The organism is Streptomyces sp. LZ34, from assembly GCF_053890475.1.
In genome coordinates, this window is sequence record NZ_CM132680.1 from 7,396,189 (window position 1) to 7,420,222 (window position 24,034).

General features: G+C 71.6%; 21 protein-coding genes, 1 pseudogene and 1 riboswitch. Of the genes and pseudogenes, 10 read left to right on the forward strand and 12 right to left on the reverse strand.

Features of this window, described 5'->3' with window-relative positions; all coding sequences use genetic code 11:
• Positions 1–606: 606 nt before the first annotated feature.
• Positions 607–1,089, reverse strand: a complete 483-nt coding sequence (locus ACWY4P_RS30700; protein ID WP_456203699.1) for a carboxymuconolactone decarboxylase family protein — start codon at positions 1,087–1,089, stop codon at positions 607–609.
• A gap of 47 nt (positions 1,090–1,136) precedes the next feature.
• Here ACWY4P_RS30700 and pdxR point away from each other — a divergent pair, with 47 nt between their 5' ends.
• Positions 1,137–2,633: a MocR-like pyridoxine biosynthesis transcription factor PdxR gene (gene pdxR / locus ACWY4P_RS30705; protein WP_456203700.1), complete on the forward strand. Its 1,497-nt coding sequence runs from the start codon at positions 1,137–1,139 to the stop codon at positions 2,631–2,633.
• Positions 2,634–2,713: 80 nt separating this feature from the next.
• On the opposite strand, the gene rocD is transcribed toward pdxR, so the two are convergent.
• A complete protein-coding gene (gene rocD / locus ACWY4P_RS30710; protein WP_456213111.1) occupies positions 2,714–3,940 on the reverse strand; it encodes an ornithine--oxo-acid transaminase in 1,227 nt (408 codons plus the stop codon).
• A 216-nt stretch (positions 3,941–4,156) separates the two neighbouring features.
• Here rocD and add point away from each other — a divergent pair, with 216 nt between their 5' ends.
• Positions 4,157–5,566 (forward strand): adenosine deaminase, encoded by a 1,410-nt coding sequence (gene add, locus ACWY4P_RS30715; RefSeq protein WP_456203701.1) that lies wholly within the window; start codon positions 4,157–4,159, stop codon positions 5,564–5,566.
• A 66-nt stretch (positions 5,567–5,632) separates the two neighbouring features.
• Here add and ACWY4P_RS30720 read toward each other — a convergent pair whose 3' ends face one another.
• The 6 genes from ACWY4P_RS30720 to ACWY4P_RS30745 form a co-directional block, all read right to left on the reverse strand.
• Entirely contained in the window at positions 5,633–6,148 is a 516-nt protein-coding gene (locus tag ACWY4P_RS30720; protein WP_456203703.1) for a hypothetical protein, read from the reverse strand.
• A 92-nt stretch (positions 6,149–6,240) separates the two neighbouring features.
• Complete coding sequence (locus tag ACWY4P_RS30725; RefSeq protein WP_456203705.1) at positions 6,241–6,366, reverse strand: hypothetical protein; 126 nt, start codon at positions 6,364–6,366, stop codon at positions 6,241–6,243.
• A 279-nt stretch (positions 6,367–6,645) separates the two neighbouring features.
• A complete protein-coding gene (locus tag ACWY4P_RS30730) occupies positions 6,646–6,873 on the reverse strand; it encodes a hypothetical protein (RefSeq protein WP_456203706.1) in 228 nt (75 codons plus the stop codon).
• Positions 6,870–7,055, reverse strand: a complete 186-nt coding sequence (locus ACWY4P_RS30735) for a hypothetical protein (RefSeq protein WP_456203707.1) — start codon at positions 7,053–7,055, stop codon at positions 6,870–6,872. The genes ACWY4P_RS30730 and ACWY4P_RS30735 overlap by 4 nt, the downstream gene beginning before the upstream one ends.
• Positions 7,052–7,465 (reverse strand): hypothetical protein, encoded by a 414-nt coding sequence (locus ACWY4P_RS30740; protein WP_456203708.1) that lies wholly within the window; start codon positions 7,463–7,465, stop codon positions 7,052–7,054. Before ACWY4P_RS30740 ends, ACWY4P_RS30735 begins: the two co-directional genes overlap by 4 nt.
• 156 nt (positions 7,466–7,621) lie before the next feature.
• Entirely contained in the window at positions 7,622–8,839 is a 1,218-nt protein-coding gene (locus ACWY4P_RS30745; RefSeq protein WP_456203709.1) for a helix-turn-helix domain-containing protein, read from the reverse strand.
• Between the two features lie 145 nt (positions 8,840–8,984).
• A riboswitch (ZMP/ZTP riboswitch) is annotated at positions 8,985–9,078 on the forward strand.
• Between the two features lie 42 nt (positions 9,079–9,120).
• Between ACWY4P_RS30745 and ACWY4P_RS30750 the strand changes: the two genes are divergently transcribed.
• Positions 9,121–10,431 (forward strand): serine hydroxymethyltransferase, encoded by a 1,311-nt coding sequence (locus ACWY4P_RS30750; protein ID WP_456203710.1) that lies wholly within the window; start codon positions 9,121–9,123, stop codon positions 10,429–10,431.
• A 428-nt stretch (positions 10,432–10,859) separates the two neighbouring features.
• Here ACWY4P_RS30750 and ACWY4P_RS30755 read toward each other — a convergent pair.
• Positions 10,860–11,393, reverse strand: a pseudogene (locus tag ACWY4P_RS30755) (RNA polymerase sigma factor); the annotation flags it as partial.
• A gap of 151 nt (positions 11,394–11,544) precedes the next feature.
• On the opposite strand from ACWY4P_RS30755, the gene trpS reads away from it, so the two are divergent.
• From trpS to ACWY4P_RS30770, 3 genes are all read left to right on the forward strand, one after another.
• Positions 11,545–12,558 carry a tryptophan--tRNA ligase gene (trpS, locus tag ACWY4P_RS30760; RefSeq protein WP_456203711.1) on the forward strand — a complete coding sequence of 338 codons (1,014 nt, stop codon included), beginning with the start codon at positions 11,545–11,547 and terminating at the stop codon, positions 12,556–12,558.
• 199 nt (positions 12,559–12,757) lie between these two features.
• On the forward strand, positions 12,758–13,357 hold the full coding sequence (locus ACWY4P_RS30765; RefSeq protein ID WP_456203712.1) for a 2'-5' RNA ligase family protein: 600 nt from the start codon (positions 12,758–12,760) through the stop codon (positions 13,355–13,357).
• 165 nt (positions 13,358–13,522) lie between these two features.
• The gene (locus ACWY4P_RS30770; protein ID WP_456203713.1) at positions 13,523–14,419 is read left to right on the forward strand and encodes a YihY/virulence factor BrkB family protein; all 897 of its coding nucleotides are present in this window, start codon (positions 13,523–13,525) and stop codon (positions 14,417–14,419) included.
• Positions 14,420–14,465: 46 nt separating this feature from the next.
• On the opposite strand, the gene ACWY4P_RS30775 is transcribed toward ACWY4P_RS30770, so the two are convergent.
• Entirely contained in the window at positions 14,466–15,752 is a 1,287-nt protein-coding gene (locus ACWY4P_RS30775; RefSeq protein WP_456203714.1) for a D-alanyl-D-alanine carboxypeptidase family protein, read from the reverse strand.
• 106 nt (positions 15,753–15,858) lie between these two features.
• On the opposite strand from ACWY4P_RS30775, the gene ACWY4P_RS30780 reads away from it, so the two are divergent.
• Positions 15,859–16,119 (forward strand): SCO4848 family membrane protein, encoded by a 261-nt coding sequence (locus ACWY4P_RS30780; protein WP_456203715.1) that lies wholly within the window; start codon positions 15,859–15,861, stop codon positions 16,117–16,119.
• A 56-nt stretch (positions 16,120–16,175) separates the two neighbouring features.
• The gene (locus ACWY4P_RS30785) at positions 16,176–17,501 is read left to right on the forward strand and encodes a metallophosphoesterase (protein ID WP_456203716.1); all 1,326 of its coding nucleotides are present in this window, start codon (positions 16,176–16,178) and stop codon (positions 17,499–17,501) included.
• Here the strand turns inward: ACWY4P_RS30785 and ACWY4P_RS30790 are convergent.
• Together ACWY4P_RS30790 and ACWY4P_RS30795 are read right to left on the reverse strand one after the other, a co-directional pair.
• On the reverse strand, positions 17,405–19,021 hold the full coding sequence (locus ACWY4P_RS30790) for an ATP-binding protein (RefSeq protein WP_456203717.1): 1,617 nt from the start codon (positions 19,019–19,021) through the stop codon (positions 17,405–17,407). The two genes, ACWY4P_RS30785 and ACWY4P_RS30790, sit on opposite strands and share 97 nt — an antisense overlap.
• The gene (locus ACWY4P_RS30795; protein ID WP_456203718.1) at positions 19,018–19,779 is read right to left on the reverse strand and encodes a response regulator transcription factor; all 762 of its coding nucleotides are present in this window, start codon (positions 19,777–19,779) and stop codon (positions 19,018–19,020) included. The genes ACWY4P_RS30790 and ACWY4P_RS30795 overlap by 4 nt, the downstream gene beginning before the upstream one ends.
• 163 nt (positions 19,780–19,942) lie before the next feature.
• Here ACWY4P_RS30795 and ACWY4P_RS30800 point away from each other — a divergent pair, with 163 nt between their 5' ends.
• Positions 19,943–22,162, forward strand: a complete 2,220-nt coding sequence (locus ACWY4P_RS30800; RefSeq protein WP_456203719.1) for an MMPL family transporter — start codon at positions 19,943–19,945, stop codon at positions 22,160–22,162.
• A 117-nt stretch (positions 22,163–22,279) separates the two neighbouring features.
• Positions 22,280–24,007, forward strand: coding sequence for a protein kinase domain-containing protein (locus tag ACWY4P_RS30805; RefSeq protein WP_456203720.1), 1,728 nt, complete (start codon positions 22,280–22,282; stop codon positions 24,005–24,007).
• Positions 24,008–24,034 lie beyond the last annotated feature (27 nt).

The following is a 24,034-nucleotide window of genomic DNA, read 5'->3' on the forward strand; positions in this document are numbered from 1 at the left end:
CATGGCGTCGCGACGATGCGCCTACCGGTCCCGATTGAGTCGGGGCACGGCGTGAGCGATGGGCACAGTTGGCGGCCATCAAGGAAAAGCGCAACGGCGCATGTCTTGCCCCGCACTGGGCGACGCGCGCCGATTCCGCATCACTGCGACGTCACCTCAAAAGGGAAGTGCGAGATGCGGAAATGATCGCTACTGGAATTCACATCGGATGAGGGTGGTCCCCATTGCATCCGTGCATGAGGTAACCGGCACAACAACGGACAAGGAAAGCAAGGAACTCAACCCCTCGCAGGCGACACAGAGCCGTCAACCGTCATCGCATACGCCCAAGGAAGGGGGCGCCGCCGAGATGCTGAGGGACGGCTCAGGCGGCGCCGCGGGGGCCATGTGCGGCGGTTCAGCGCCCAGGGCGGGCGGGGGCGCGGCTCAGGTCGACGCGCAGGCCCAGGACGACGACAGGGCCCAGGCCACCGCAGACGCCATCCGGCGCATGGTCGACACGTGGCCTCCCCTCACGGAAGGGCAGCGCGCGAGGCTGACTCTGCTGCTCCGACCTGGGCGAACACGGGTTGCGGACGAGTAGCTACCGGGCGTGGCGGTCGTGTGTCAGAATTGCAGCGGCAGAGCGCGGGTGGTGACGCCGATGCGGTTCCAGGCGTTGATGGCGATGATCGCGGCGATGACCTGGGCCAGTTCGGCCTCCTGGAAGTGGGCCGCCGCCCGCTCGTACACCTCGTCCGGGACGAAGCCGTCGGTCAGCACGGTGACGGCCTCGGTCAGCGCGAGTGCCGCCCGCTCCTTCTCGGTGAAGAAGCCCGTCGCCTCCTCCCAGGCGCTGAGGAGGTAGAGGCGCTCTTCGGTCTCGCCCGCCTTGCGCGCGTCCCGGGTGTGCATATGGACGCAGAAGGCGCAGTGGTTGATCTGCGACGCACGGATCTTGATGAGGTCGACGAGGGAGGGGTCGAGGCCCTTACGGGCGGCCGCGTCGAGGCCGACCATCGCCTTGTAGAACTCGGGGGCGAGCTTCGCCAGCCCCATGCGGGGGCCGTGCTCGTGGGTGTTCCGGGGTGTCTCGTCGGTGGTTGTCACGGCTCTCACGCTAGGACGTCAGTAGCCCAGCGGTATGGTCCATTTCCATGGAGGATTCATGGGCCACTTCCCGCCAGTCCCCGACCCCTCAAACCTCGCGGTCGCCGTCGGGGCTCGGCGCCGATCTGCATCTGGATCTCCAGCTTGACCTGCCGGAGCGCGGCGCGGCCGGGGTGCGCGCCGCGCTCATCCGGTCCCTGCGCGACGCCGCACGCGGCGGCCGGCTCGCCCCCGGCACCCGGCTGCCCTCCTCCCGCTCGCTCGCCGCCGACCTCGGCATCGCCCGTAACACCGTCGCCGACGCCTACGGCGAGCTGGTCGCCGAAGGCTGGCTCACCGCCCGGCAGGGCTCGGGAACCCGCGTCGCCCGGCGCGTCGTACCGCCCGAACCCACGCCCCCGCGCACCCCGCCGACCGCCGGGCCGCGCCGCCGCCCCACCTACGACCTGCGGCCCGGCTCGCCCGACGTCTCGTCCTTCCCCCGCGCGGCCTGGCTCTCCGCCGCCCGGCGGGCCCTGACGGCGGCGCCGCACGACGCGTACGCGTACGGCGATCCGAGCGGGCGGCCCGAGCTGCGCCGCGTCCTCGCCGACTACCTGGCGCGCGCCCGGGGGGTGCGGGCCGACCCGGAGCGGATCGTGATCTGCGCGGGGTTCAAACAGGGCCTGGCCGTCCTCAGCAGGGTGCTGCCGGCCGCGGGCGAGCGCCATGTGGCCGTGGAGTCGTACGGACTGGATCTCCACTGGGACATCATGCGGCGCGCCGGGCTGCGCACCGTGCCGCTGCCGGTCGACGACCGCGGCGCCCGCACCGACGAGCTGGCCGGGCTCACCGGCGTACGGACCGCACTGCTCACCCCGGCGCATCAGTTCCCGACCGGGGTGTCCCTGCACCCCGACCGCCGCGCCGCCGTGGTCGACTGGGCCTCCCGCACCGGCGGGCTGGTGGTGGAGGACGACTACGACGGGGAGTTCCGCTACGACCGCAACCCGGTCGGGGCGCTCCAGGGGCTCGACCCCGAGCATGTGCTCTACCTGGGCACATCGAGCAAGAGCCTGGCCCCCGCGCTGCGGCTGGCCTGGATGGTGGTGCCCGGCCACCTGATGGACGAGCTGCTGGCGGCGAAGGGGACGGGGGAGTGGCCGACGGCCGGACCTGACCAGCTGACGCTCGCCGAGTTGCTCGACTCCGGGGCGTACGACCGCCATGTGCGCGGCATGCGGCTGCGCTACCGACGGCGGCGTGACCAGCTGGTCGCGGCGCTCGCCGAGCGCGCCCCGCAGGTGCGGGTGAGGGGGATCGCGGCGGGGCTGCACGCGGTGCTCGAAATCCCGCCGGGGACCGAGGCGTCCGTGGTGCAGGGCGCGGCCTGGCAGGGCCTGGCGATGGACGGACTGGCCCGCTACCGGTACGCGTCAGCCGCCCGGCCCGGCGAGGAGCCCGGCGACGCGCTGGGCGACGCGCTGGTGGTCGGCTACGGGACCCCGCCCGACCACGCCTTCTCGGGCGCGCTGGAGGCGCTGTGCCGGGTACTTCCGGTGTGAGGCTTTCAGCGATTCTCTGAGGGGCCGCCGAGCGCTGCTCGACGGCCCTCCGATCAGACGCTCACCCTTCGAGCGTCCGATCACCCGGCCAGGACCGCCCGCAGCTGGTCCAGGCCCCAGTCCAGGTCCTCCTTGCTGATCACCAGTGGGGGCGCGATCCGGATCGTGGAGCCGTGGGTGTCCTTGACCAGCACCCCCCGGTCCATGAGCTTCTCCGAGATCTGCCGCCCGGTGCCATGCGCGGGGTCGATGTCCACCCCCGCCCACAGCCCCCGTCCGCGCACGGCCCGCACGCCGCCCCGGTGCGCCGGGCTCTCCACCAGCAGCCCCAGCTCACCGTGCAGATGCTCGCCGAGCTCCGCCGCCCGCTGCTGGAACTCACCGGTCCGCAGGATGGCGATGACCTCCAGCGCGACCGCGCAGGCCAGAGGGTTGCCGCCGAACGTCGAACCGTGCTCGCCCGGGCGGTACACGCCGAGCACCTCATGGGAGGACACCACGGCCGACACCGGCACCACGCCGCCGCCCAGCGCCTTGCCCAGCACATAGACGTCCGGGACGACGCCCTCGTGCTCGCAGGCGAAGGTCTTGCCGGTGCGCCCCAGGCCGGACTGGATCTCGTCCGCGATGAACAGCACGTTCCGCGCCCGGGTCAGCTCCCGGACCCCGGCCAGATAGCCGGGCGGCGGCACCAGCACCCCCGCCTCGCCCTGGATGGGCTCCAGCAGCACGGCCACCGCGTCCTCGCCGGCGGCCTCCAGCGCCGCCTCCATCGCGGCCAGATCGCCGTACGGCACGATCTCGAAACCCGGCGTGTACGGGCCGAAGTCGGCCCGGGCCTCGGGGTCGGTGGAGAAGCTGACGATGGTGGTCGTCCGGCCGTGGAAGTTGTTGTCCGCGACGATGATCTTCGCCCGGCCGTCCGGGACGCCCTTGACGCGATAGCCCCACTTCCGGGCGGTCTTCACGGCCGTCTCCACCGCCTCGGCCCCCGTGTTCATGGGCAGCACCATCTCCATGCCGCACAGCTCGGCCAGCTCCGAGCAGAAGGTGGCGAAGCGGTCGTGGTGGAACGCGCGGGAGGTGAGCGTGACCCGCTCCAGCTGGGCCTTCGCGGCGTCGATCAGCCGCCGGTTGCCGTGCCCGAAGTTGAGCGCGGAGTACCCGGCGAGCATGTCGAGGTACCGCCTTCCCTCGACATCGGTCATCCAGGCGCCCTCCGCGGACGCGACGACGACCGGAAGCGGATGGTAGTTGTGCGCGCTGTGGGCCTCGGCGGCGGCAATGGCGCGTTCCGTTGAGGTCAAAGTCATGCTCCGTTCGGTGTCGGGGCTGATCAGTGCTCTTTTCTATCGTCGCTCGGGTGGTTTGCGAAGAGACTTTGCGGCGCCGGGGTCCCGCTGGAGCGAGCCGATGCCCGGCCGGGGCGAAACCGCGCCTCGGCCGCGACCGGGTGGGGGCGTCGAGTGGGGGCGCCGAAATGATGTCGGCGCCGAGGGCCCCGACTGCCTAGAGTCCTGCCCGTGAGAGATCTTCGCCTCCTGCCCAAGGCTCATCTGCACACCCATCTGGAAAGCACCGTCCGTCGCGCTACGATCCGCGAGCTGGGAGGCGTGCCGCCCGTCGAGGACCGGCCATTCACCAGTTTCAGGGAGTTCGCCGACCAGCGGGCCGGGGTGCGCGCGCTGCTGCGCGACCATCGGCACTTCCGCCGTATCGCCGAGGAGTTCTGCCAGGACGAGGCAGGCCAGGGCGTCCGCTACGCGGAGGTCACCTTCACCGCGGCGGCCCACGGCGAGCGCCTCGGCGATCCGGAGATGCCGCTGGAAGCGGTGCTGGAGGGGCTGGCCGCCGGCGCGGAGCGGTACGGCATCCAAACCCGGGTGATCCTGGACCACTCGCGCCGTCGCCCCGTCGAGCGGCTGTGGCGCAGTCTCGAGCTGGCCACCCGGTACCCGCAGGTGATCGCCATCGGCCTCGCAGGAGACGAGTCCTACCCGGCCGCGCCCTTCGCCGAGGTGTTCCAGGCCGCCCGCGAGGCGGGGCTGCACCTGGTGCACCATGCCGGGGAGACGGCCGGCCCGGCCAGCGTCCGGGAGGCCCTGACGGTGGGGCATGCGGAGCGGATCGGCCACGGCATCCGCGCGCTGGAGGATCCGGATCTGGTGGCCGAGTTGCGGAGGCGCCGTGTGCCGCTGGAGGTCTGCCCCTCCTCCAACGTCTTGCTCGGCCTGGTGCCGTCGCTGGCGGAGCACCCGCTGCCGCGCCTGGTCGAGGCCGGTCTGACGGTCACCGTGAACACTGACGGGGAGACGTCGTTGGCGGCGGAGTACCAGCGCGCCCGGGAGATCTTCGGGTACGGCGACGCCGAACTGGCGAACCTGGCCCGTGCCTCGGTCGACGGCAGCTTCGCTCCCGCGGGGTTGAAAACGCAGATCAGCGCTGAGATCGAGCAATGGCTGCGTGATGACGGCAGGACGCGGATCCGATCCGCGGAGGAGGCGGACGCAGCCGTGATCGCGCGCATCCATATGGCCTCTCGGTCGGCGACCATGCCCTATCTGCCCCCGCAGAAGCGCGGCCACGAGCAGGTGACCCGATGGGTCCGGGACGTCCTGCTCAAGCAATGCCGTACTTGGGTCGCGGTGCGCGATGCGGAGATCGCCGGCTATGCGGCCCTTGACGGTGACATGCTCGAACACCTCTATCTGCGGCCGGAGGTCCGGCGCCAGGGCATTGGCACGCTACTGCTCGATGAGGTCAGGCGGCACAGCCCCGACGGGGTGTCCCTCCACGTCTTTCAGCAGAACACCGATGCCCGCGCGTTCTACGAGCGCCACGGGTTCACCGTCCTCGACACCAGCAATGGTGATCGCAACATGGAGAACCTGCCCGATATGACGCTTCGCTGGACACCGAACAGCGCGCGGTAAGCCGTGTCGGCCTCGTCCGCCCCGGCACCGATCGCCTCGCTGCCGCGGCTTGCCACCATGGGTACCTCAGGGGGCACCTCCCAGCGGTAGCTGGGGGATCATCGGGCAGGGGATCGTCGGGCGGATCCGATTCGCGCTGCACGCGACCACCTGGACGGAGGCGAATCCGGTACCCCGCAGATACCACCCGCCCACGACGTCCCCGCCCCAGCCGAGCCGGTCTTCCGCGGCCGCGCACTGCTGGGCCCGCCGAGTGGGGCCCTTGTCGTGGTCGGCCATGAAGGACGGGGCTAAGTCGGTGACCTGGTCCCTGTACCAGGCAGAGGCTTTCTCCGGCTCCTCGAAGGTCGCTTTGATCATTCTGGCCGGGCGCAGCAGCCAGTGGGGTACCTCCAGCGGTGGTACCTCGCTTGCCATGAAGGCGGGGCCGGCCGCCGCGATCTGCTTCCATTCCTGGGGCGAGATGTTGTGGACGACGAGATGCGGCGGCCGACGTGCGGATTCGTCGTCGTACGTTCGACGTTCTCCGGACCAGCGGTAGCAGTGCCAGTGGGCGGGCATGGGCGGGGGTGGTGCTGTCATGAGGGGGGCTCCTGCGTAGTGGAAGCGGCCCCGCCCTGCGGCGGGGGTGTCTGAGGACGGGGCCGCCGTCTACCTATGGCGCGTGACGCGGGCTACCTCGCGTACTGGCGTCCGTCGTCGGAGTCGCCGGGCGTCTGTCCACCGGGTGTCGGGGCGTCCGTGTCCGGCATGGTGTCGCCGTCGTCCGGGCCCTGGCGGGCGGCATGCTGTAATCGCACTGGGTCTCCTGTGAGTTCACGCGCGCAGGGGTGTCCCCGCGCGGTTGCGCGGTCCTCGTCCCGGCCACTGGCCTGCAAGCGGGAGGCCGGGGCGAGGCTTTCTGGAACTTCGGCTCCGTGTTGTCCGGTCCGAAGTCCCTTGGCCCTGCCCCGGATGGGCAGGGGGCTAGGGGCGATACCGGTGACTTACGCAGCCGGGGCCCGGACTTGCGGTGAGTTTGAGACGGCGACACGCCGAAGCGACGGCGTGTCGCCGTCTCAAACTCACCACAAAGCCACCTAGGTGGCGTCTGACTTCAGGGCCTCGACGGGTGGGTTGTTGTGGCAGTCGCGCTCACAGCGGACGGTCATGATGAGCGCGCCGCGGGTCGCGGGCGGTATGGGTGCCGCGCGGACCTCGCCCGGCCCTTTGCAGAACGCGTGGATCTCGGCGGGTGTGGTGTCGGGCTCGGCGGTGTACAGCGCGCAGTACGGGGACATTCGCCGGGCGCCGATCGAGGCAGTCATGTCGCCTGCCTCTCGCGCTGCAGGGTGACGAGCACGTTGTAGAGGTCGGCGTCGGGGTGCGGCCGTCGGCGGTTGCAGTCCGGGCACAGGTGCCGCAGGCAGCCGGGGCCGGACGCCGACGGACGAAGCACGGTGATCGGCTCGCGGGTGGGCTTGTCGCAGCGGTAGCAGTACTCGGTCACCGGCGAGCCTCCGCGCGGGGGCCGAGCGCTTCGCGGGTCGCGGTCTGCAGCGTGGCGAGGAGGGCCCCCGGGTCGGTGAGGTGCTGGTCCCGGGGCGGCACGCGCCAGTGGACGCCGGGCCCCTTCCGACAGTCGACGGAGGGCACCTCGATGTAGGCGGTCGCTCCCCACACCTCGATGCTGGGCAGTCGGCTCATGTCCCACGCGGTGGCCGCCCCGGGAGCGATGAGCCAGCACAGCACCCCGTCGAAGGGATTCTCGATGACCGCGCCGGTGGGTTCGTCGAGCAGGTCCAGGACCTGTTTACCAATGAAGCGCGGGACGCGTACGACGTCCCACCACTTACCAGCGGCCTGCAGCTGCGCGTCGCGGCCGCTTGGCGGTGTCCATGGTTCGGCTTCGGTCGTCATATGCGCCCGTGCTGTCATGCGTAGGCGGCGCCGGTCTGCCCTGGTAGGGGTCGCGCGATCGGGGCCGCTGTCCAGTGAGGCGCAACTTAGGGACACCGCATGCGATCAGACAGTGACGAGCCGTCCTACTTTCGCGCCTGGGTAGGACGCGATGCCCTACCCGTCCAGGTGAAGACGATCTGCGAGTTGCGTTACCGGAGAGGTACGGTGCCGCTCCCGGCTGCGCAGCTCGGCCACAAGCTGCCGCGCGGTGCCGTGGTACCTCATCCACTCGGGTGCGTCCTCCTCAGCTTTCAGCAGGGCACGGATGGCCGACGCATCCCGGTGGAGATCGGAGTACGCCAGGGCGCGATCCACATGAAACCGAGCCCGCCACGTCGCTGGAAGCGATCCCACGCCCTGCACAGTGCGGGCCGTAGCTACCGCATCGGCGCTTTGCTCCATCTCAACCAGGAAATTCACCTTCGCCACACCTACGTTGGTCGGGCCAAACGGAGTGGCGTAGTCGAGGCGATCGGCCCCGATGCTTGCTGCGGCGCCCGTTGACAGCCTCAGCAGCTCCTTCACCCTGTCGTACTTGCCCTCGCCCTGACGCACGGTCGCAGTGGCCGCCCGCAGCAGCAGAATTCCCCACAGCGAGAGATCAACAGGCTGGGAGCGGAAGCCGGGGTTGATCTGGTCGGCATACGTCAGTGCCACGCGCTCGGCATCTTCAAGGCGTCCTTGCTTCGTGAAGATCCATGCCAGGGTCGAGGCGCCAATGGATTCGAGGTGGGGGTCGTCGGAGCGTCTGGCCGCCTCCGTAGCGCGCTCCATGGCGGTGAACGCGGCATCTTCCTTGCCCAGCGCTGTGAGCGTGGTCGCCGCCACTTGGTATGCCTCGGCCAGGACGGCATGGGCGGCTGCTTGGTCGCTGCCGTGGTAGGCGCGGGCCGCAGCGCGAGCGTCTCGGATGAGCTGAGGCAGAAGCGAACCGATTTCCCCCATGCGTCCCTCGCGACGGATGACTTCGGTCGAGCGAAGCGAAGCGCGCAGCGCTCCCACGGATGGTGGGTCTTCCGTGTCAGGGTCCTCGCCGAGCAGGTCGGACAGCGGTGAAACCGCCTGCCTCAATGCGAGCACGGAGGGAGTGTCGCCATCAGAGCGCACTTCGAAGGTGGTCGGCTGACCGATCAGTGCGGACGTCTCGACATCCAGGGCGCGGGCCAGCTGGTTCAGCGTGGAAAGCCGAGCCGTCAATCGCCGGTTCTGCTCAAGCTTTCGCACGGTGTCTACCGACACGTTCGCGTGCTCGGCGAGCTGCTCTTGCGTCAGCTCCCGTCGCTCACGGAGCCGACCGATCCGATCGCCGATCGTCTCGTTCGCGTATTGCATAGTCACCCCCACCAGGTGAACGGTTCATCCACGCTACGCCGCAGGGAGCACCACGCACGAGTCTGTTCACCCGCCGGGCGTACGAGAAGGCCCGTCGTCCCCGACGCCCAGATGGGGCGAAACCGGGCTATGGCTAGAGTGGGTGCGTGCACGCCGTGACTGGCGAACGTGGAAGCGACCACGAGGAAGCGGTGTGCGGCTCCAGCCACCACGAGGTGCCGCCCGCCTGGGCACCCCGGGATCACGACCGGACCAACCGACCGATCGCCCGGAGGACACCGATGAGCCAGCCCCTTTCCCATCCCGACTCCGCCTCTTCCCCCGGCCCCTCCCTCTCCCACCCCGCGCTGGCCGCGGCCGACCCGGAGCTCGCCGGGCTGGTGGGTGCGGAGGAGCGGCTACAGGCGGAGACCCTGCGCCTGATCCCCAGCGAGAACTATGTCTCCAGCGCCGTTCTGGAGGCCTCCGGCACGGTGCTCCAGAACAAGTACAGCGAGGGCTACCCGGGCCGCCGCTACTACGAGGGCCAGCAGATCATCGACCAGGTCGAGACCCTCGCGGCGGACCGCGCGAAGGCCGTGTTCGGCGTCGAGCACGCCAACGTCCAGCCCTACTCCGGCTCGCCCGCCAACCTCGCCGTCTACCTCGCCTTCACCGAGCCCGGCGACACCGTGATGGGCATGTCGCTGCCCATGGGCGGCCATCTCACCCACGGCTGGGGCGTCTCCGCCACCGGCAGGTGGTTCCGCGGCGTCCAGTACGGGGTGCGCCAGGACACCGGCCTGATCGACTTCGACGAGGTGCGCGACCTGGCCCGCAAGGAGCGCCCCAAGGTGATCTTCTGCGGTGGGACGGCCGTGCCCCGCACCATCGACTTCGCCGCCTTCGCGGAGATCGCCCGGGAGGTGGACGCGGTGCTGGTCGCCGACATCGCGCACATCGCCGGACTGATCGCGGGCGGCGCCCACCCCTCTCCGGTGCCGCACGCCGATGTCGTCTCCACCACCACCCACAAGACGCTGCGCGGCCCGCGCGGCGCGATGCTGATGTCGCGCGAGGTCCACGCCAAGGCGATCGACAAGGCCGTCTTCCCCGGGCTCCAGGGCGGCCCGCACAACCAGACCACCGCGGGCATCGCCGTGGCCCTGCACGAGGCCGCCCAGCCCGCCTTCCGCGACTACGCCCACGCCGTCGTCGCCAACGCCCAGGCCCTCGCTGAAGCCCTGCTCGCCCGAGGCTTCGACCTGGTCTCCGGCGGCACCGACAACCACCTGATCCTCATGGACCTCACGCCCAAGGACGTGCCGGGCAAGGTCGCGGCCAAGGCCCTCGACCGGGCCGGGATCGTGGTGAACTACAACACCGTCCCCTTCGACCCGCGCAAGCCCTTCGACCCCTCCGGCATCCGGATCGGCACCCCCTCCCTGACCTCGCGCGGCCTGCGCGCCGAGCACATGGCCACCGTGGCCGAGTGGATCGACCGCGGCGTGGGCGCCGCCGGGACCGGCGACGAGGAGACGCTCACCAAGATCAGGGCCGAGGTCGCCGAGCTGATGGCGGCCTATCCCGCCCCCGGTCTGCCGACCGACTGACGCCGCCTGGCCGCCTGGGCCGGTCGCTCGCGGAGCCCTGTCCGGCCGTCAGGCCGGGCAGGTCCCGCCACTGCTCCTCCGCCCAGACCCGGACCCGCCCGTCCCGGCCCGGAGCGGTCGCGGACCCGGCGGCCTCCGGGTCGCTCGCCGGGGCGGCGCCCGAAGCGCCCACTATCCGCGCCATCACCCGCTCGACCAGAGTCTCCCCGTCCACCGGTGGCACGCCCGGCGGGGGCGACTCCAGCGCGCGTCCGAGCGCCCGCAGCTCGTCGGGCAGCCGTCCGCCCCCGCCCCCGCTCCGGGCCACAGCCTCGGCGGCTGCTTGGCCCGCGGCCTGTGCTCCGGCGCTCGTGGTGCTCTTCGCGGGCGACCCTGTGATCATCTCCGCGTCCCTCTCCGCCACTTCCTCGCCTTCCTTCCTCCTCCGCCGCCGATCCCGTCCCGAGCAGCAGCTCCAGCCGCCTCAGGGCACGGCTGAGCCGGGATTTGACCGTCCCGCGCGGCCAGCCGAGCGCCTGCGCGGTCTCCGCCTCGTCCAGATCCAGCAGATAGCGGTAGGTGACCACCCGCCGCTGTGGCTCGCTCAGCTCGTCCAGCGCGGCCAGCAGCCGGGCCCGCCGCTCGCCGGCCAGCGCCGCCACCGCCGGGTCCGCGGATTCCGGTATGGCCGGCTCGGCCCCGCCCAACGCCGCTTCGCGGCCCACCGCCGTGCGCAGCCGCCGCGCCGAGCGGAGCAGGTTGCTCGTCTCATGGGCCACGATCCGCAGCAGCCATGGCCGGAACGCCGCGCCGTCCCGGAATCCCCCCAGCGCGAGATACGCCTTCACAAAGGCGTCCTGCACCACGTCCTCCGCGTCGGCGCCGGCCCCGAGCAGCACGGCGGTGCGGTGCGCGATCGGGGCGTGTGCCCGCATCAGCTCCGCGTACGCCTCGGTGTCCCCGGCGCGCACCCGCGCGATGATCTCTGCTTCGGTCCCTGCTTCGGACGAAGCCGTCTCGGCCCCTGCCGTCTTCCGCACGGCGAGGTCCCCCTCCCGCGCCCTCTCACGAGTCCTCACACCTTTCATACACCGGCGGACCGAGACTGGTTCCACACCTGAGAGAATGGGTGCCATGGCCCTCGATCGTCCCCGTGCGCTCTCCGGTATCCAGCCCACCGCAGGCTCGTTCCACCTCGGGAACTACCTCGGTGCGATCCGGCAGTACGTCGCGCTGCAGGAGACCCACGACGCCTTCTACATGGTCGTGGACCTGCACGCGATCACCGTGCCGCAGGATCCGGCGGAGCTGCGCGCCAACACCCGGCTCGCCGCCGCCCAACTGCTGGCCTCCGGGCTCGACCCGGACCGCTGCACCCTCTTCATCCAGAGCCACGTGCCCGAGCACGCGCAGCTCGGCTGGGTGATGAACTGTCTGACGGGCTTCGGCGAGGCGTCCCGGATGACCCAGTTCAAGGACAAGTCGGCCAAGCAGGGCTCGGACCGGGCCACCGTCGGCCTCTTCACGTACCCGATCCTCCAGGTCGCCGACATCCTGCTCTACCAGGCCAGCCATGTCCCGGTCGGCGAGGACCAGCGCCAGCACGTCGAGCTGACCCGCGACCTCGCCGAGCGCTTCAACGGGCGCTTCGGCGACACCTTCACCATTCCCGCTCCGTACATCGTCAAGGAGACCGGGAAGATCTACGACCTCCAGGACCCGGCGATCAAGATGAGCAAGTCGGCGTCCACGCCGAAGGGCATCATCAACCTGCTGGACGAGCCCAAGGTCTCGGCGAAGAAGATCAAGAGCGCCGTCACGGACACCGAGACCGAGGTCCGCTACGACGAGGAGAAGAAGCCCGGCGTCAGCAATCTGCTGACCATCTACTCCACCCTCACCGGCACCACGATCGCCGACCTGGAGCGGAAGTACGAGGGCAAGGGCTACGGCGCGCTCAAGACCGAGCTCGCCGAGGTGCTGGTCGAGTGGGTCACCCCCTTCCGCGAGCGCACCCAGGAATACCTGGCGGACCCCGAGACGTTGGACGGGATCCTGGCCAGGGGTGCGGAGAAGGCCCGCGCCGTCGCGGCCGACACGCTGGCCCGCGCCTACGACAAGGTGGGCTTCCTGCCTGCGAAGCACTGACTGAAGCACTGTTTGAAGCACTGGCTGAAGCACTGACCGAATCACCGGCCGACGCTCCGAAGCCCCCTTCGCGGGGGGCCGTGAGTACGTGCGCCGATGGACCGACGAACCTAGCCGCGAAGGCGGCCCAGCCGCCACACTGACACCGATGGAGCGGCTGAGGCCCACAACGCCCGGGAGGGCCAGGAGGGAGAACGCAGTGGGGACCGTAACGCTCGGCGTTTCGATCGCGGTCCCGGAGCCGTACGGCAGCTATCTGCAGCAGCGGCGCGCGGGCTTCGGGGACCCCGCCGCACACGGCATCCCCACCCACGTCACGCTGTTGCCGCCCACCGAAGTCGACTCCGCGGCGCTGCCCGGCGTCGAGAGCCATCTGGCGACGGTCGCGGCCGAGGGCCGGCCGTTCACGATGCGGCTGGAGGGCACCGACACCTTCCGCCCGCTGTCCCCGGTCGTCTACGTCAAGATCGTCGAGGGCGTCGAGGAGTGCACGGCGCTCCAGGAGCGGGTGCGGGTCGCTTCCGGGCCGTGCGCCCGCGAGCTCCAGTTCCCCTACCACCCGCACGTCACGATCGCCCATGGCATCGACGAGCAGGCCATGGACCGGGCGTACGCGGAGCTGAAGGACTTCGAGGCGGCCTGGACGATCGGCGGCTTCGCGCTCTACGAGCAGGGCGCGGACGGGGTCTGGCGCCTGGAGCGCGAGTACCCCTTCGGCGACGGGCCCGGCCCCTCGGGCACCGGCCCGGTGGTCCCTCGCCAGGTCAACCTCTCCCGCCCGCCCGCGCCGTCCCTGTAACCGGGCCCGCAGCGCCGTGGCAGGGCTGGTCGGCCCTCGCCAAAAGGTCGCCAAAAGAGTGATGAGCGGAGTGTCGGACAAGTCGATTCCGGTTGACGACCCGTCGTAGCGAGACTCTGACGTCGCGCCGGGGACTGGAAGACGACCGAAGGGTACTCGCTGATCATGGACTGGTTGACCAGGCTGCCCGTGATCGGCCCCGTCGTCGTCCGGCTGACGCACACCCACGCATGGCGCTCGTACGAGACGCTGGAGCGCGTCCACTGGACCCGGCTCGCCGCCGCCATCACCTTCATCAGCTTTCTCGCCTTCTTCCCCCTGATCACCGTCGGCGCCGCGATCGGCGCCGCGACGCTCAGCGAACAGCGGATGCGGCAGCTGGAGAAGAAGCTCGCCCAGCAGGTCCCCGGGATCTCCGGCCAGCTCGACCTCAGCGGTCTCATCGAGAACGCCGCCACGATCGGCCTCGTGGCCGGAGTGCTGCTGCTGATCACCGGCATCGGCTGGGTGGGCTCGCTGCGCGAGTGCCTGCGTGCGGTGTGGGAGCTGGAGGAGGACCCGGGCAATGCGGTGAAGCGCAAGCTCAAGGACGCCATCGTGCTGGTCGGCCTCGGCGGCGTCGCGCTCGCCTCCTTCGCCGTGTCCGCCTTCGCCGTCACCGCCGTCGGCTGGACCGCGCGCCATCTGGGCATCCCCGAGAACGGGCCCGGCGGCTGGCTGCTGCGGCTGGCGGCCTTCGCGGCCGCCGTCGTCGCCGACTTCCTGCTGCTGTGCTACGTCCTGACCTGGCTGCCCGGCGTACAGCCGGCGCGCCGGAGCGTCGTCGTCGCGGCGCTCATCGGCGCGATCGGCTTCGAACTGCTCAAGCTGCTGCTGAGCAGCTACCTCCAGAACGTCGCGGCCAAGAGCATGTACGGGGCCTTCGGGGTGCCCATCGCCCTGCTCCTGTGGATCAACTTCACCGCCAAGCTGACCCTCTTCTGCGCCGCCTGGACCGCCACCAAACCCGTCCCCGAGCCGGAGCGGCCCGGGCTGAAGATCCCCCAGCCCGAGCGTTCCTGAGCCCGGCGTTCCCCAGGCCGACGGGTTCAGCCGCCGGCCGGCGGGTTCAGCCGCGCGAGCGGCGCCGTACCAGCTCCGGCAGCGGCCACCGGCGGTGCACCGCGTACGCCACGCCGCCCAGCAGCACGAGCGAGCCGCCCGTGACACCGACCGCCGTCCACTTCCCGCCCGAGCCGCCGCCGTCGCCGGGCGAGACGGCCGCCTGGGCGTGCTCCTTGGCCTTCTTTCCGGCGCCGTCCGACGGAGACCCGTTCGTGAGGCCCTTCGGGCCCGGCCGGACGAGTGTGCCCACCGGCTCGACCGAGTCGGCCGCCTTGAAGCCCCAGTCGAAGAGTTTCGCGGTCTCCTTGTACACCTCGTTGCCGGCCTCCTTCTGCGGGTTCATGACGGTGACCAGCAGCACCCGGTCGCCGTGCTGCGCGACCCCGGTGAAGGTCGAGCCCGCGTGCGTCGTGTAGCCGTTCTTCACCCCGGCGATGCCCTTGTACTGCGAGATGCCGAAGCCGGTCAGCAGCCGGTTGGTGTTCTGGATCGCGAAGCTCTCGCGCTTCTTCTTGCCCTTGTTCTTCTTGTCCTTCTTGTACTCGCCGGGGAACTGCGCGGTCGCCGTCGAGCAGTACTCCCGGAAGTCCGCCTTCTGCAGCCCTGAGCGGGCGAAGAGGGTGAGGTCGTACGCGCTGCTGACCTGGCCCTTCTCGTCGTAGCCGTCGGGGGTGACGACATTCGTGTCGAGCGCGTTCAGCTGCTTGGCGTGCGCCTGCATCTCCTTCACCGTTTTCGCCTTGCCCCCGTTCATCGCGGACAGCACATGCACCGCGTCGTTGCCCGAGCGCAGGAAGACACCGAGCCACAGGTCGTGCACCGTGTAGGTCAGGTTCTCCTTGACCCCGACCAGGCTGCTGCCCGCCCCCATGCCCGCCAGGTCGGACGGCGCCACCTTGTGCTCGCGGTCCTTGGGGATCTTGGGCAGCACCGTGTCCGCGAAGAGCATCTTCAGAGTGGACGCGGGCGGCAGCTCCCAGTGGGCGTTGTGCGCGGCGAGGACGTCGCCGGACTCGGCGTCGGCCACCATCCAGGACCGTCCGCTCAGCCCTTTGGGCAGCGCGGGCGCCCCCGCCTTCAGCGAGACCTGGGTGCCCGCGCGGCCGAGCCGCTTGCCGCCCACGACGGACATCTTGGCGGGCGGCTTGGCGGTGTCCTTGTCGTCCGCGCGGTCGGCGGTCGTCGCGGCGTGGGCCGGGGAGGTGGACAACAGGGCGGCCAGCAGGAGGGCGGCGGAGGCGGCCAGCGGGGCGGCGGTGCCCCGCTTGGGGGCGCAGGAGGAGGTCGGCACGCCTGCGAACGTACCGGCCGTCGAACCCCTAGGCGAAACGGCCACGGCCTTACGAGTGTCCGACCCGCGCGAGGCTCGCCCGCCAGGCGTGCTCATACTGGAAAGCATGAAGCTCAGCCGCCCCGTTTCCTGGTTCCTGCTCGCCTTCGGGATCTGGAGCTGGGCCATCTGGTTCACCTTTGTCAAAAACTTGTGGAAGGACAGCAGCGGGCTGGCTTTCGACGACGCCGGAGATCCCACCGCGTACTTTTGGGTGCATCTGCTGCTCGCGATCACCTCGTTTCTCTTGGGGACGGGGATCGGCGTGATCGGGTTCCGTGGTCTGCGTGCTCTGCGCCACGAGGACGCCGCCGAAAACAAGCAGTAGCGGAGCAGTAGTGGCGTGACCGGGCGCCCTGGAGGCGCGAAACGGGAGGACCTGGGTTGGTCGTGCTCTTCGCCCTCGTGGCGTTCGCCGTCGTCGGACTGCTGTCCGGCGTCCACTGGTATCTGTGGCGTCGGCTCGTCCGCGACACGACGGCGCGGGGCGGGCGCGCCCGGCGCGCCGGTACGGTCGCCGCGGTGGTCCTGCCGCTGATCAGCGTGGGCGCGCTGGTCTCCGGGCGGGCCGGAGCGCCCTTCGCCCTGCAGCGTGTCCTGGCCTGGCCGGGGTACCTGTGGCTGGCGCTGGTGCTGTATCTGACGCTCGCCCTGCTGGCGGGCGAGGCGGTGCGGCCGCTGCTGCGCCGGTGGCTTGAGCGGCGCGACGCGGCCCGGTCCGCTCAGCACCACCACGTGCCGAACAGCCACGTGCCGACCGCCGTGCCCGCCGCCGTGCCCGCCGACCTTCCCGCCGACCTTCCCGCGGAGCGGTCGCCGGTGGCGGTGGGCACCGTCGACGAGGCGGTACGCACCGAGACCGCGACCACCGACGCCCCACCCCCGCCCTCCCGGCGGCTGTTCGTCGCGCGGACCGTGGCCGTCGGGGCGGCCACCGTGGCGGCGGGCACCGTGGGGTACGGGACGTACACCGTGCTGCGCGGGCCCCGGCTGAAGCGGGTCACCGTGCCGCTGGCCAAGCTGCCGCGCCAGGCGCACGGGTTCCGTATCGCCGTGGTCAGCGACATCCACCTCGGGCCGATCCTGGGCCGCGCCCACACCCGGCGGATCGTGGAGACGATCAACCGCACCGGCCCCGACATGATCGCCGTCGTCGGCGACCTCGTCGACGGCAGCGTCGAGGACCTCGGCCCCGCCGCCGAGCCGCTGCGCGGACTGCGCGCCCGCCACGGGGCGTACTTCGTCACCGGCAACCACGAGTACTTCTCCGGCGCGGACCAGTGGGTCGACCACGTACGCGAACTCGGGCTGCGGCCGCTGGAGAACCAGCGCACCGAGCTGGGCGGCTTCGACCTCGCCGGGGTCAACGACGTCGCGGGCGAGGACGACGGCCAGGGCCCCGACTTCGAGGCGGCGCTCGGCGACCGCGACCCGGCCCGCGCCTGCGTGCTGCTCGCCCACCAGCCGGTGGTGATCCACGACGCGGTCGACCACGGTGTGGATCTACAACTGTCCGGGCACACCCACGGCGGGCAGATGTGGCCCGGCAACTACGTCGCCGAGCTCGCGAACCCGACCGCCGCCGGGCTCGAGCGCTACGGCGACACACAGCTCTACGTCACGCGCGGCGCGGGCGCCTGGGGCCCGCCGGTGCGGGTGGGGGCGCCGCCGGACATCACCGTGGTGGAGCTGGCCTCGACCCGTGCGTGATGGGGTCTGTCGTCCGGCGCGTGATGGGGGCTGTCGCCGCGCGCGGACGGCAGGGCCACCACGGCCGTCAGCCCCGCGCCCGGGGCGGTGGTGACCCGGACCGTGCCGCCGTGCGCGTCGACAGCCGCCCGTACGACCGCCATGCCCAGGCCGCTGCCCTCCGCGCCGCCCGTACGGAAGAAGCGGTCGAAGATGCGCTCCGCGTCCTGCGGGTGCATGCCCGGCCCCTCGTCGGCGACCCGCAGCACCCCGTACCCGCCCTCCTCGTCCTCCTCCACGCTCACCCGCACCCGCGCGTCGGCGGGCGTGTGGATGCGCACATTGGCCAGCAGATTGCTGACGATCTGGTGGAGGGTCGGCTCGTCGGCGAGGACCGGGCAGTCCGCGGGCAGGCGCAGCTCCACGGGGCGGCCGGGCTGCTGGGCGCTGAGGTCGGCGGCTGCGCCGCGCGCCACGCCCGCCAGGTTCACCGGTGCGGCGCGCAGCCGGGGCCGCTGGTCGAGGCGGGCCAGCGCGAGGAGTTCGTCGACGAGCCGGGCCATCCGTTCCGCCTCGGCGTTCATCCGGGCCATCGCGCGCGCCCGTTCCGTCTCGTCCTTGAACATGCCCTTCTCGTCCAGCTGTAGATAGCCGCGGATCGCGGCGAGCGGCGTCCGCAGCTCGTGCGAGGCGTCCGCGACGAACCGGCGCAGCTGCCCGGCGGCGTGCTCGCGGGTGTCGAAGGCGGTCTCCAACTGCTGGAGCATGGCGTTGAGGGCGGTGCGCAGCTGCTCGACCTCGCCGCCGCTGTGCCGGTGGCCGCGGGAGGCGACCCGGCGGGAGAGGTCGAGCCCCTGGGGGCAGCCCTCGGCAATGGCGGAGGCGGTCTCGACCATGTCCTCCAGGGGGCGCAGCCGCCGCCGCGCGCCGATGAACGTGGCCGTGCCCAGGCAGGCGACCAGGGCGGCGCCGACGGTCAGCACCATCCGTACGACCTTGTGCATCGTCTCGGTGACGGCCGTGGTGGAGTTGGCCATCAGGAGCAGCTGGCCGTCGGGGCCGCCCAGGCGCAGGGCGGTCACCCGGTAGCCGGTGCCGTGTGCGGTGGCGTCCATGGCCGTGTCGCGGCGGGCCAGCGCGGCGGCGTCGGGGACGGCGTCGGCGAGGGCGCGCTGGGCGGCGTCCGGCTCCACGCTGCCGAACGGCGCGGCCTTGCCGTCGCGGCCGACGACGGTGAACAGGGTGCGGTTGGAATGGTTCTTGGCAGCGAACTTGCCGGTCAGGTCGGCGATCGCGGCGAGGGACGCCATCTGGTCGCCGGTCAGCCCGGTCCGCTGGAGCCCGTTGCGGGAGGCGAGGAGATCGCTGTCGATGTTGGCGACCATGTAGTGCCGGATGCCCATGGTGCTGACCCACAGGGCGGCGGCGATGCCGATCGTCAGCATGGCGATGATGCTGAGCGTCAGCTTGGCCCGCAGCGTCGCGCGCTGGTGCTGCTCCTTCCGCCGGCACCGCCCGCACCCCCAGCACCAGCACTTCACGCCGGCTCCACGGGCCGCAGGCCGTAGCCGACGCCCCGCCGGGTGCGGATCAGGGGCGGCCCCAGCGGGTCGAGCTTGCGCCGCAGATAGCTGATGTACGTCTCGACGACCGTGGACTCGACGGGCTGCTCGTACCGCCACACGTCCCGCAACAGCTGCTCCTTGGGCACGATCCGGTCGGCGTGCCGCACCAGATGGCGCAGCAGCGCGAACTCGGTCGGGGTCAGATCCGCGCTGCGCCCGCCGCGCCGCACCGTGTACGTGGCCTCGTCGAGCTCCAGGTCGCCGTGGCGCAGCACGGGGGGCCGGGGCGGCGGCGGGGCGTCCGGGGCCGGGCCCGGCGGGCGGGTACGGCGCAGCACGGCCCGGATCCTGGCGACCACCTCGTCGACGTTGAACGGCTTGGTGATGTAGTCGTCGCCGCCGAGCGCGAGGCCGCGCACGATGTCGGCGGGGGCGTCGCGCGCGGTGAGGAAGACGACCGCCAGATCGGCGCGTTCGGCGCGCAGCACCCGGCACACATGGCGTCCGTCGCCGTCGGGCAGGGCGATGTCGAGCAGGACGGCGTCCGGGCGCGCCTCGCGGGCGAGTTCGACGGCGGCCCGCGCGCTGCCCGCGCACACCACCGAGAAGCCGTGGAAGCGCAGGGTGATGGCGAGCACGTCCGCGATGCTCGGCTCGTCCTCGACGATCAGGACGGTCGCGCTGCCGGGACCGTTGGGGGTACCAGCGCTGCCGTTGCTGTCTGCGGCATTCATCTCCCCAGTATCGGCCGCGGAATTGCGCGATCCCGTGGGGAAGCCTGGGAGCTTCTTGTGAGTCCGGGGGCCGTCGCCCTGCCGCCCCGTGCCGGCGGCCGAATCTTGGTGCGTACCTCGGGGGCGGACATCAGAACATCACGAGAAACAGGGAGCGGAACGCATGGCGGCATGGGCACGGTGGTGCCTCAGACACCGGCTGGTGGTGCTTCTGCTGTGGGTGGGGGCGCTGTTCGGCACGGTCGTCGCGAGCGGGGTCGCGGGCAGCGCGTACTCGAACGTCTTCAGCTTCCCGGGGACCGAGTCCTCGCGGGCCATGGAGCGGATGGAGAAGGCGTTCCCGCAGCGCGCGGGGGACACCGACAGCGTGGTGTGGGAGGTGGACCGGAACAAGTCGGTCAAGGACCCGGCCGTACGGGAGCGGATGTCGGTGGCGCTCGCCGACATCGGAAAGCTGCCCGGGGTCGGCACGGTGGTCAGCCCGTACGAGCCCGAGGGCGCGCGGCAGATCAGCGCGGACGGGCGGATCGCCTACGCCGAGGTGACCTTCACCAAGCAGGCGTTCGAGCTGCGGAAGGAGGACATCCAGAAGGTCGTCGACCGGGCCGAGGAGGCGCGCACCGCCGGGCTGCGGGTGGAACTCGGCGGCCAGGCCATCGAGCAGACGCAGGAGCCGCCGGCCGGGCTCTCGGAGGCGGTGGGCATCGTCGCGGCGGCCGTGGTGCTCTTCCTCGCCTTCGGATCGCTGTTCGCGATGCTGCTGCCGCTGCTCAACGCCGTCTTCGCGGTGGGCATCGGCCTGTCCACGCTGGTCCTGCTCAGCCATGTCGTCGACCTGCCCGAGGTGGCGCCGCTAATGGGCAGCCTGATCGGGCTCGGCGTCGGCATCGACTACGCGCTGTTCATCGTCACCCGGCACCGCAAGGGCCTGCGGGCGGGCCTGGACCCGCGCGAGTCCGCGACGCGGGCGCTGGACACCTCAGGCCGCGCGGTGCTGTTCGCGGGCGGCACGGTGTGCGTCGCGCTGCTGGCGATGTTCTCGCTGGACCTGAGCTTCCTCAACGGCATCGCGATCGCCGCGACGCTCACCACACTGCTCAGCGTGGTGGCCGCGGTCACCCTGCTGCCCGCGATGTTCGGCTTCCTCGGGCACCGGGTGCTCAGCCGCAAGGAGCGGCGGGCCCTGGCCGAGGAGGGGCCGCGGGAGGGCGAGAACCCCGGCGGGGCGGCGGTGCGCTGGGCCTCGTTCGTGGAGCGGCGGCCCAAGGCGCTGGCCGCGGTCGCGCTCACCGTGATGGCGGTGCTGGCGATCCCCACGCTGTCGCTCCGCCTGGGCACCAACGACCAGGGCAACCAGCCCGAGTCGCAGACCACCCGCAAGGCGTACGACCTGCTGGCCGAGGGCTTCGGGCCCGGCTTCAACGGGCCGCTGCTGATGGTCGCGGACGTCTCCGGCGGGGCGGCCGAACAGCGGGCGCTGGACCGCCTGGTGCGCCAGGTGGGCGACACCGAGGGCGTGGTGCGGGCGGTACGGCTTCCCGCAGGGCCCGAAACGTCTCAGGACACGGCGGTGGTGCAGGTGGTGCCGGCCACCTCGCCGCAGTCGGAGAAGACCGACCGGCTGATCAACAAGCTGCGCGACGAGACCGTGCCCGCGGCCGAGCGGGGTACCGCGCTCGAGGTCGACATCGGTGGTGCCACGGCGATCCAGAAGGACTTCGCGGCGGTCATCGGCGAACGGCTGCCGCCGTTCATCGCGCTGATCGTCGGGCTGGGCGCGCTGCTGCTGCTCGTGGCGTTCCGCAGCGTGGTGGTGCCGCTGACGGCCGCGGTGATGAACCTGATCGCGGCGGCCGCGTCCTTCGGCGTGCTGGTGGCGGTCTTCCAGTGGGGCTGGGGCATGGACCTGCTGGGTCTGGGCAAGGAGGGGCCGATCATCTCCTTCCTGCCGGTGATCATGCTGCCGCTGCTGTTCGGCCTGTCCATGGACTACCAGGTCTTCCTGGTCAGCCGGATGCACGAGGAGTGGGTGCACACCAAGGACAACGTGCGGGCGGTGCGGGCCGGGCTCGCCGACACCAGCCGGGTCATCAACTGCGCGGCGCTCATCATGATCTGCGTCTTCTCCTCGTTCATCCTCAGCGGCGACCGGGGCGGCGTCATGGCCGGCCTCGGGCTCGCGGGCTCCGTGGCGCTGGACGCGTTCATCCTGCGCATGGTGCTCGTACCGGCCCTGATGCAGCTGATCGGCCGGGCCAACTGGTGGCTGCCGCGGGCGATCGACAAGCGCCTGCCGCACCTGGCGGTGGACCCGCCGGACCGCCCGTACCCGGGGGTCTCTCCGGAGCCCGAGGGGGAACGGGAGTTGGTGGGCGACCGCTGAGGGTACGGGGTCCCGGCGTCCCCTGGGCCGTAGGGTGACGGTGATCGGCGTTCGCCGATCCGCCGGCCGAACGGCGCCTCGCCCAGGGGGGTTGGGATGACGGGCTACGACGGGAGCATGGAAGGGCTTGCGCCGGAAGCCCGGGTCGGGCCCTATCGCATCCTGTCGGTGCTCGCCAGCGGGGGCATGGGGCGGGTGTACCTGGCCCGTTCGCCCGGAGGCCGGCTGGTCGCGCTCAAGACGATCCGTGAAGAGGGGCCGGTCAGCGACGCCGCCCGGCAGCGGTTCGCGCGTGAGGTGAAGCTCGCCAGCCGGGTCGCGGGCATCTACACCGCCAACGTGGTGGACGCCGACCCCGCCGCCGATGTGCCGTGGATGGCCACCGAGTACATCGCGGCACCTTCCCTGGCCCATCTGGTGGAGACCTGCGGGCCGCTGCCCGTCCCCGCGGTGCGGTGGGTGGGCGCCGGGGTCGCCGAGGCGTTGGTGAAGGTGCACGCGGCGGGGCTCGTGCACCGGGACGTCAAGCCCTCCAATGTGCTGCTGCCCGAGGGCGGCCCGCGTGTGATCGACTTCGGCATCTCGCACGCCGTCGACGTGACCCGGACCACGGCCACGCTGGGGACGATCGCCTTCACCTCGCCCGAACAGGCGCGGGGTGAGGCGAGCAGCGCGGCGTCCGATGTCTTCTCCCTCGGGGCGACGATGTTCTATCTCGCGGTCGGCCGTCCCCCGTACGCCGACACCGGCGAGGTTCTCCAACTGCTGGGGCGGGTCGCCCAAGGGCGGCTCGACCTGACCGGACTGCCCGCTGAGCTCGACGGCCTCGTGCGCGGCGCTCTGGCGGCCGACCCGGCCGACCGGCCGTCGCCGCGGGAACTGCTCGAGGTCCTGGCCGCCGAGATAGACGCGCTGCCCACGGCCTCGGACGACACGGCCTGGCTGCCGCCGAGCTGGTTGCGGGCCATCGGCGCCTTCCGGGAGCGCGGTTCGGCCTCCGCCCGGGAGCGCGGCTCGCAGGGCGGCACGCTGGACGGCTCCTGGGACCTGGTGCAGCTCCAGGACGCACGGACCGCGCCGGTGCCCCCGCCTCCGCCGACCTGGCACCACACCGTCCTGGCCGGTCCGCCACGGCGGTCGGGCGGGCCGGGCCGACGGAAGACGGCGGTGGCGGTCGCCGCGATCGTCGTGGTCCTGGCCGTCGTGGCGGCGGTGCTGATGTTCGGCGACGTGCTGTCCGACGACGGGGACGGGCCAAAGGCACGGGCGGGCGGGAGCACGTCACCGTCGCAGAACTCGTCGCCGTCGCGGAGCACGTCGGCGTCGCCGGGCTCGGCGAGTCCCACGCGTACGGCGGACACGGCCGGGGAGCCCACGGTACGGACCGGCGAGTGCACCGACGTCTTTCATGACGGCAGCGCGTGGTATCCGGCCGACAAGGTCCCGGGGTCGGTCGACTGCGCGGCCGACGATGCCTACTACAAGGTGGTCGACCGCGCGGAACAGGGCGAGGGGATGGACTGTCCGGAGACCTGGCAGCTCGAGTGGAAGCCGGCCGAAGCGGACCGGCCGGCGCTGTGCATGGAGCGCCTCTACCGGGTGGGGCAGTGTTTCCCGCTGCGCACGGACGGGTGGGACGACGCGATCGTCGAGGCGCGGGTCGGCGCCCGGACGCCGTGCCCTTGGCAAATCCCCTTCACCGACAGCGGCTGGGCGAAGGTTCGGATCTTCAAGGTGCTCCAAGGCCAGGACGAAGTCCACGCGGACGCCTGCGGCGACGACTACGAGACGTACACGGTGATCGTCAGGCCCGGCGAACTCGGTCTCTGCGTCCGGGAGATATGAACCGGGCCCGACCGCGCTGACCGACCG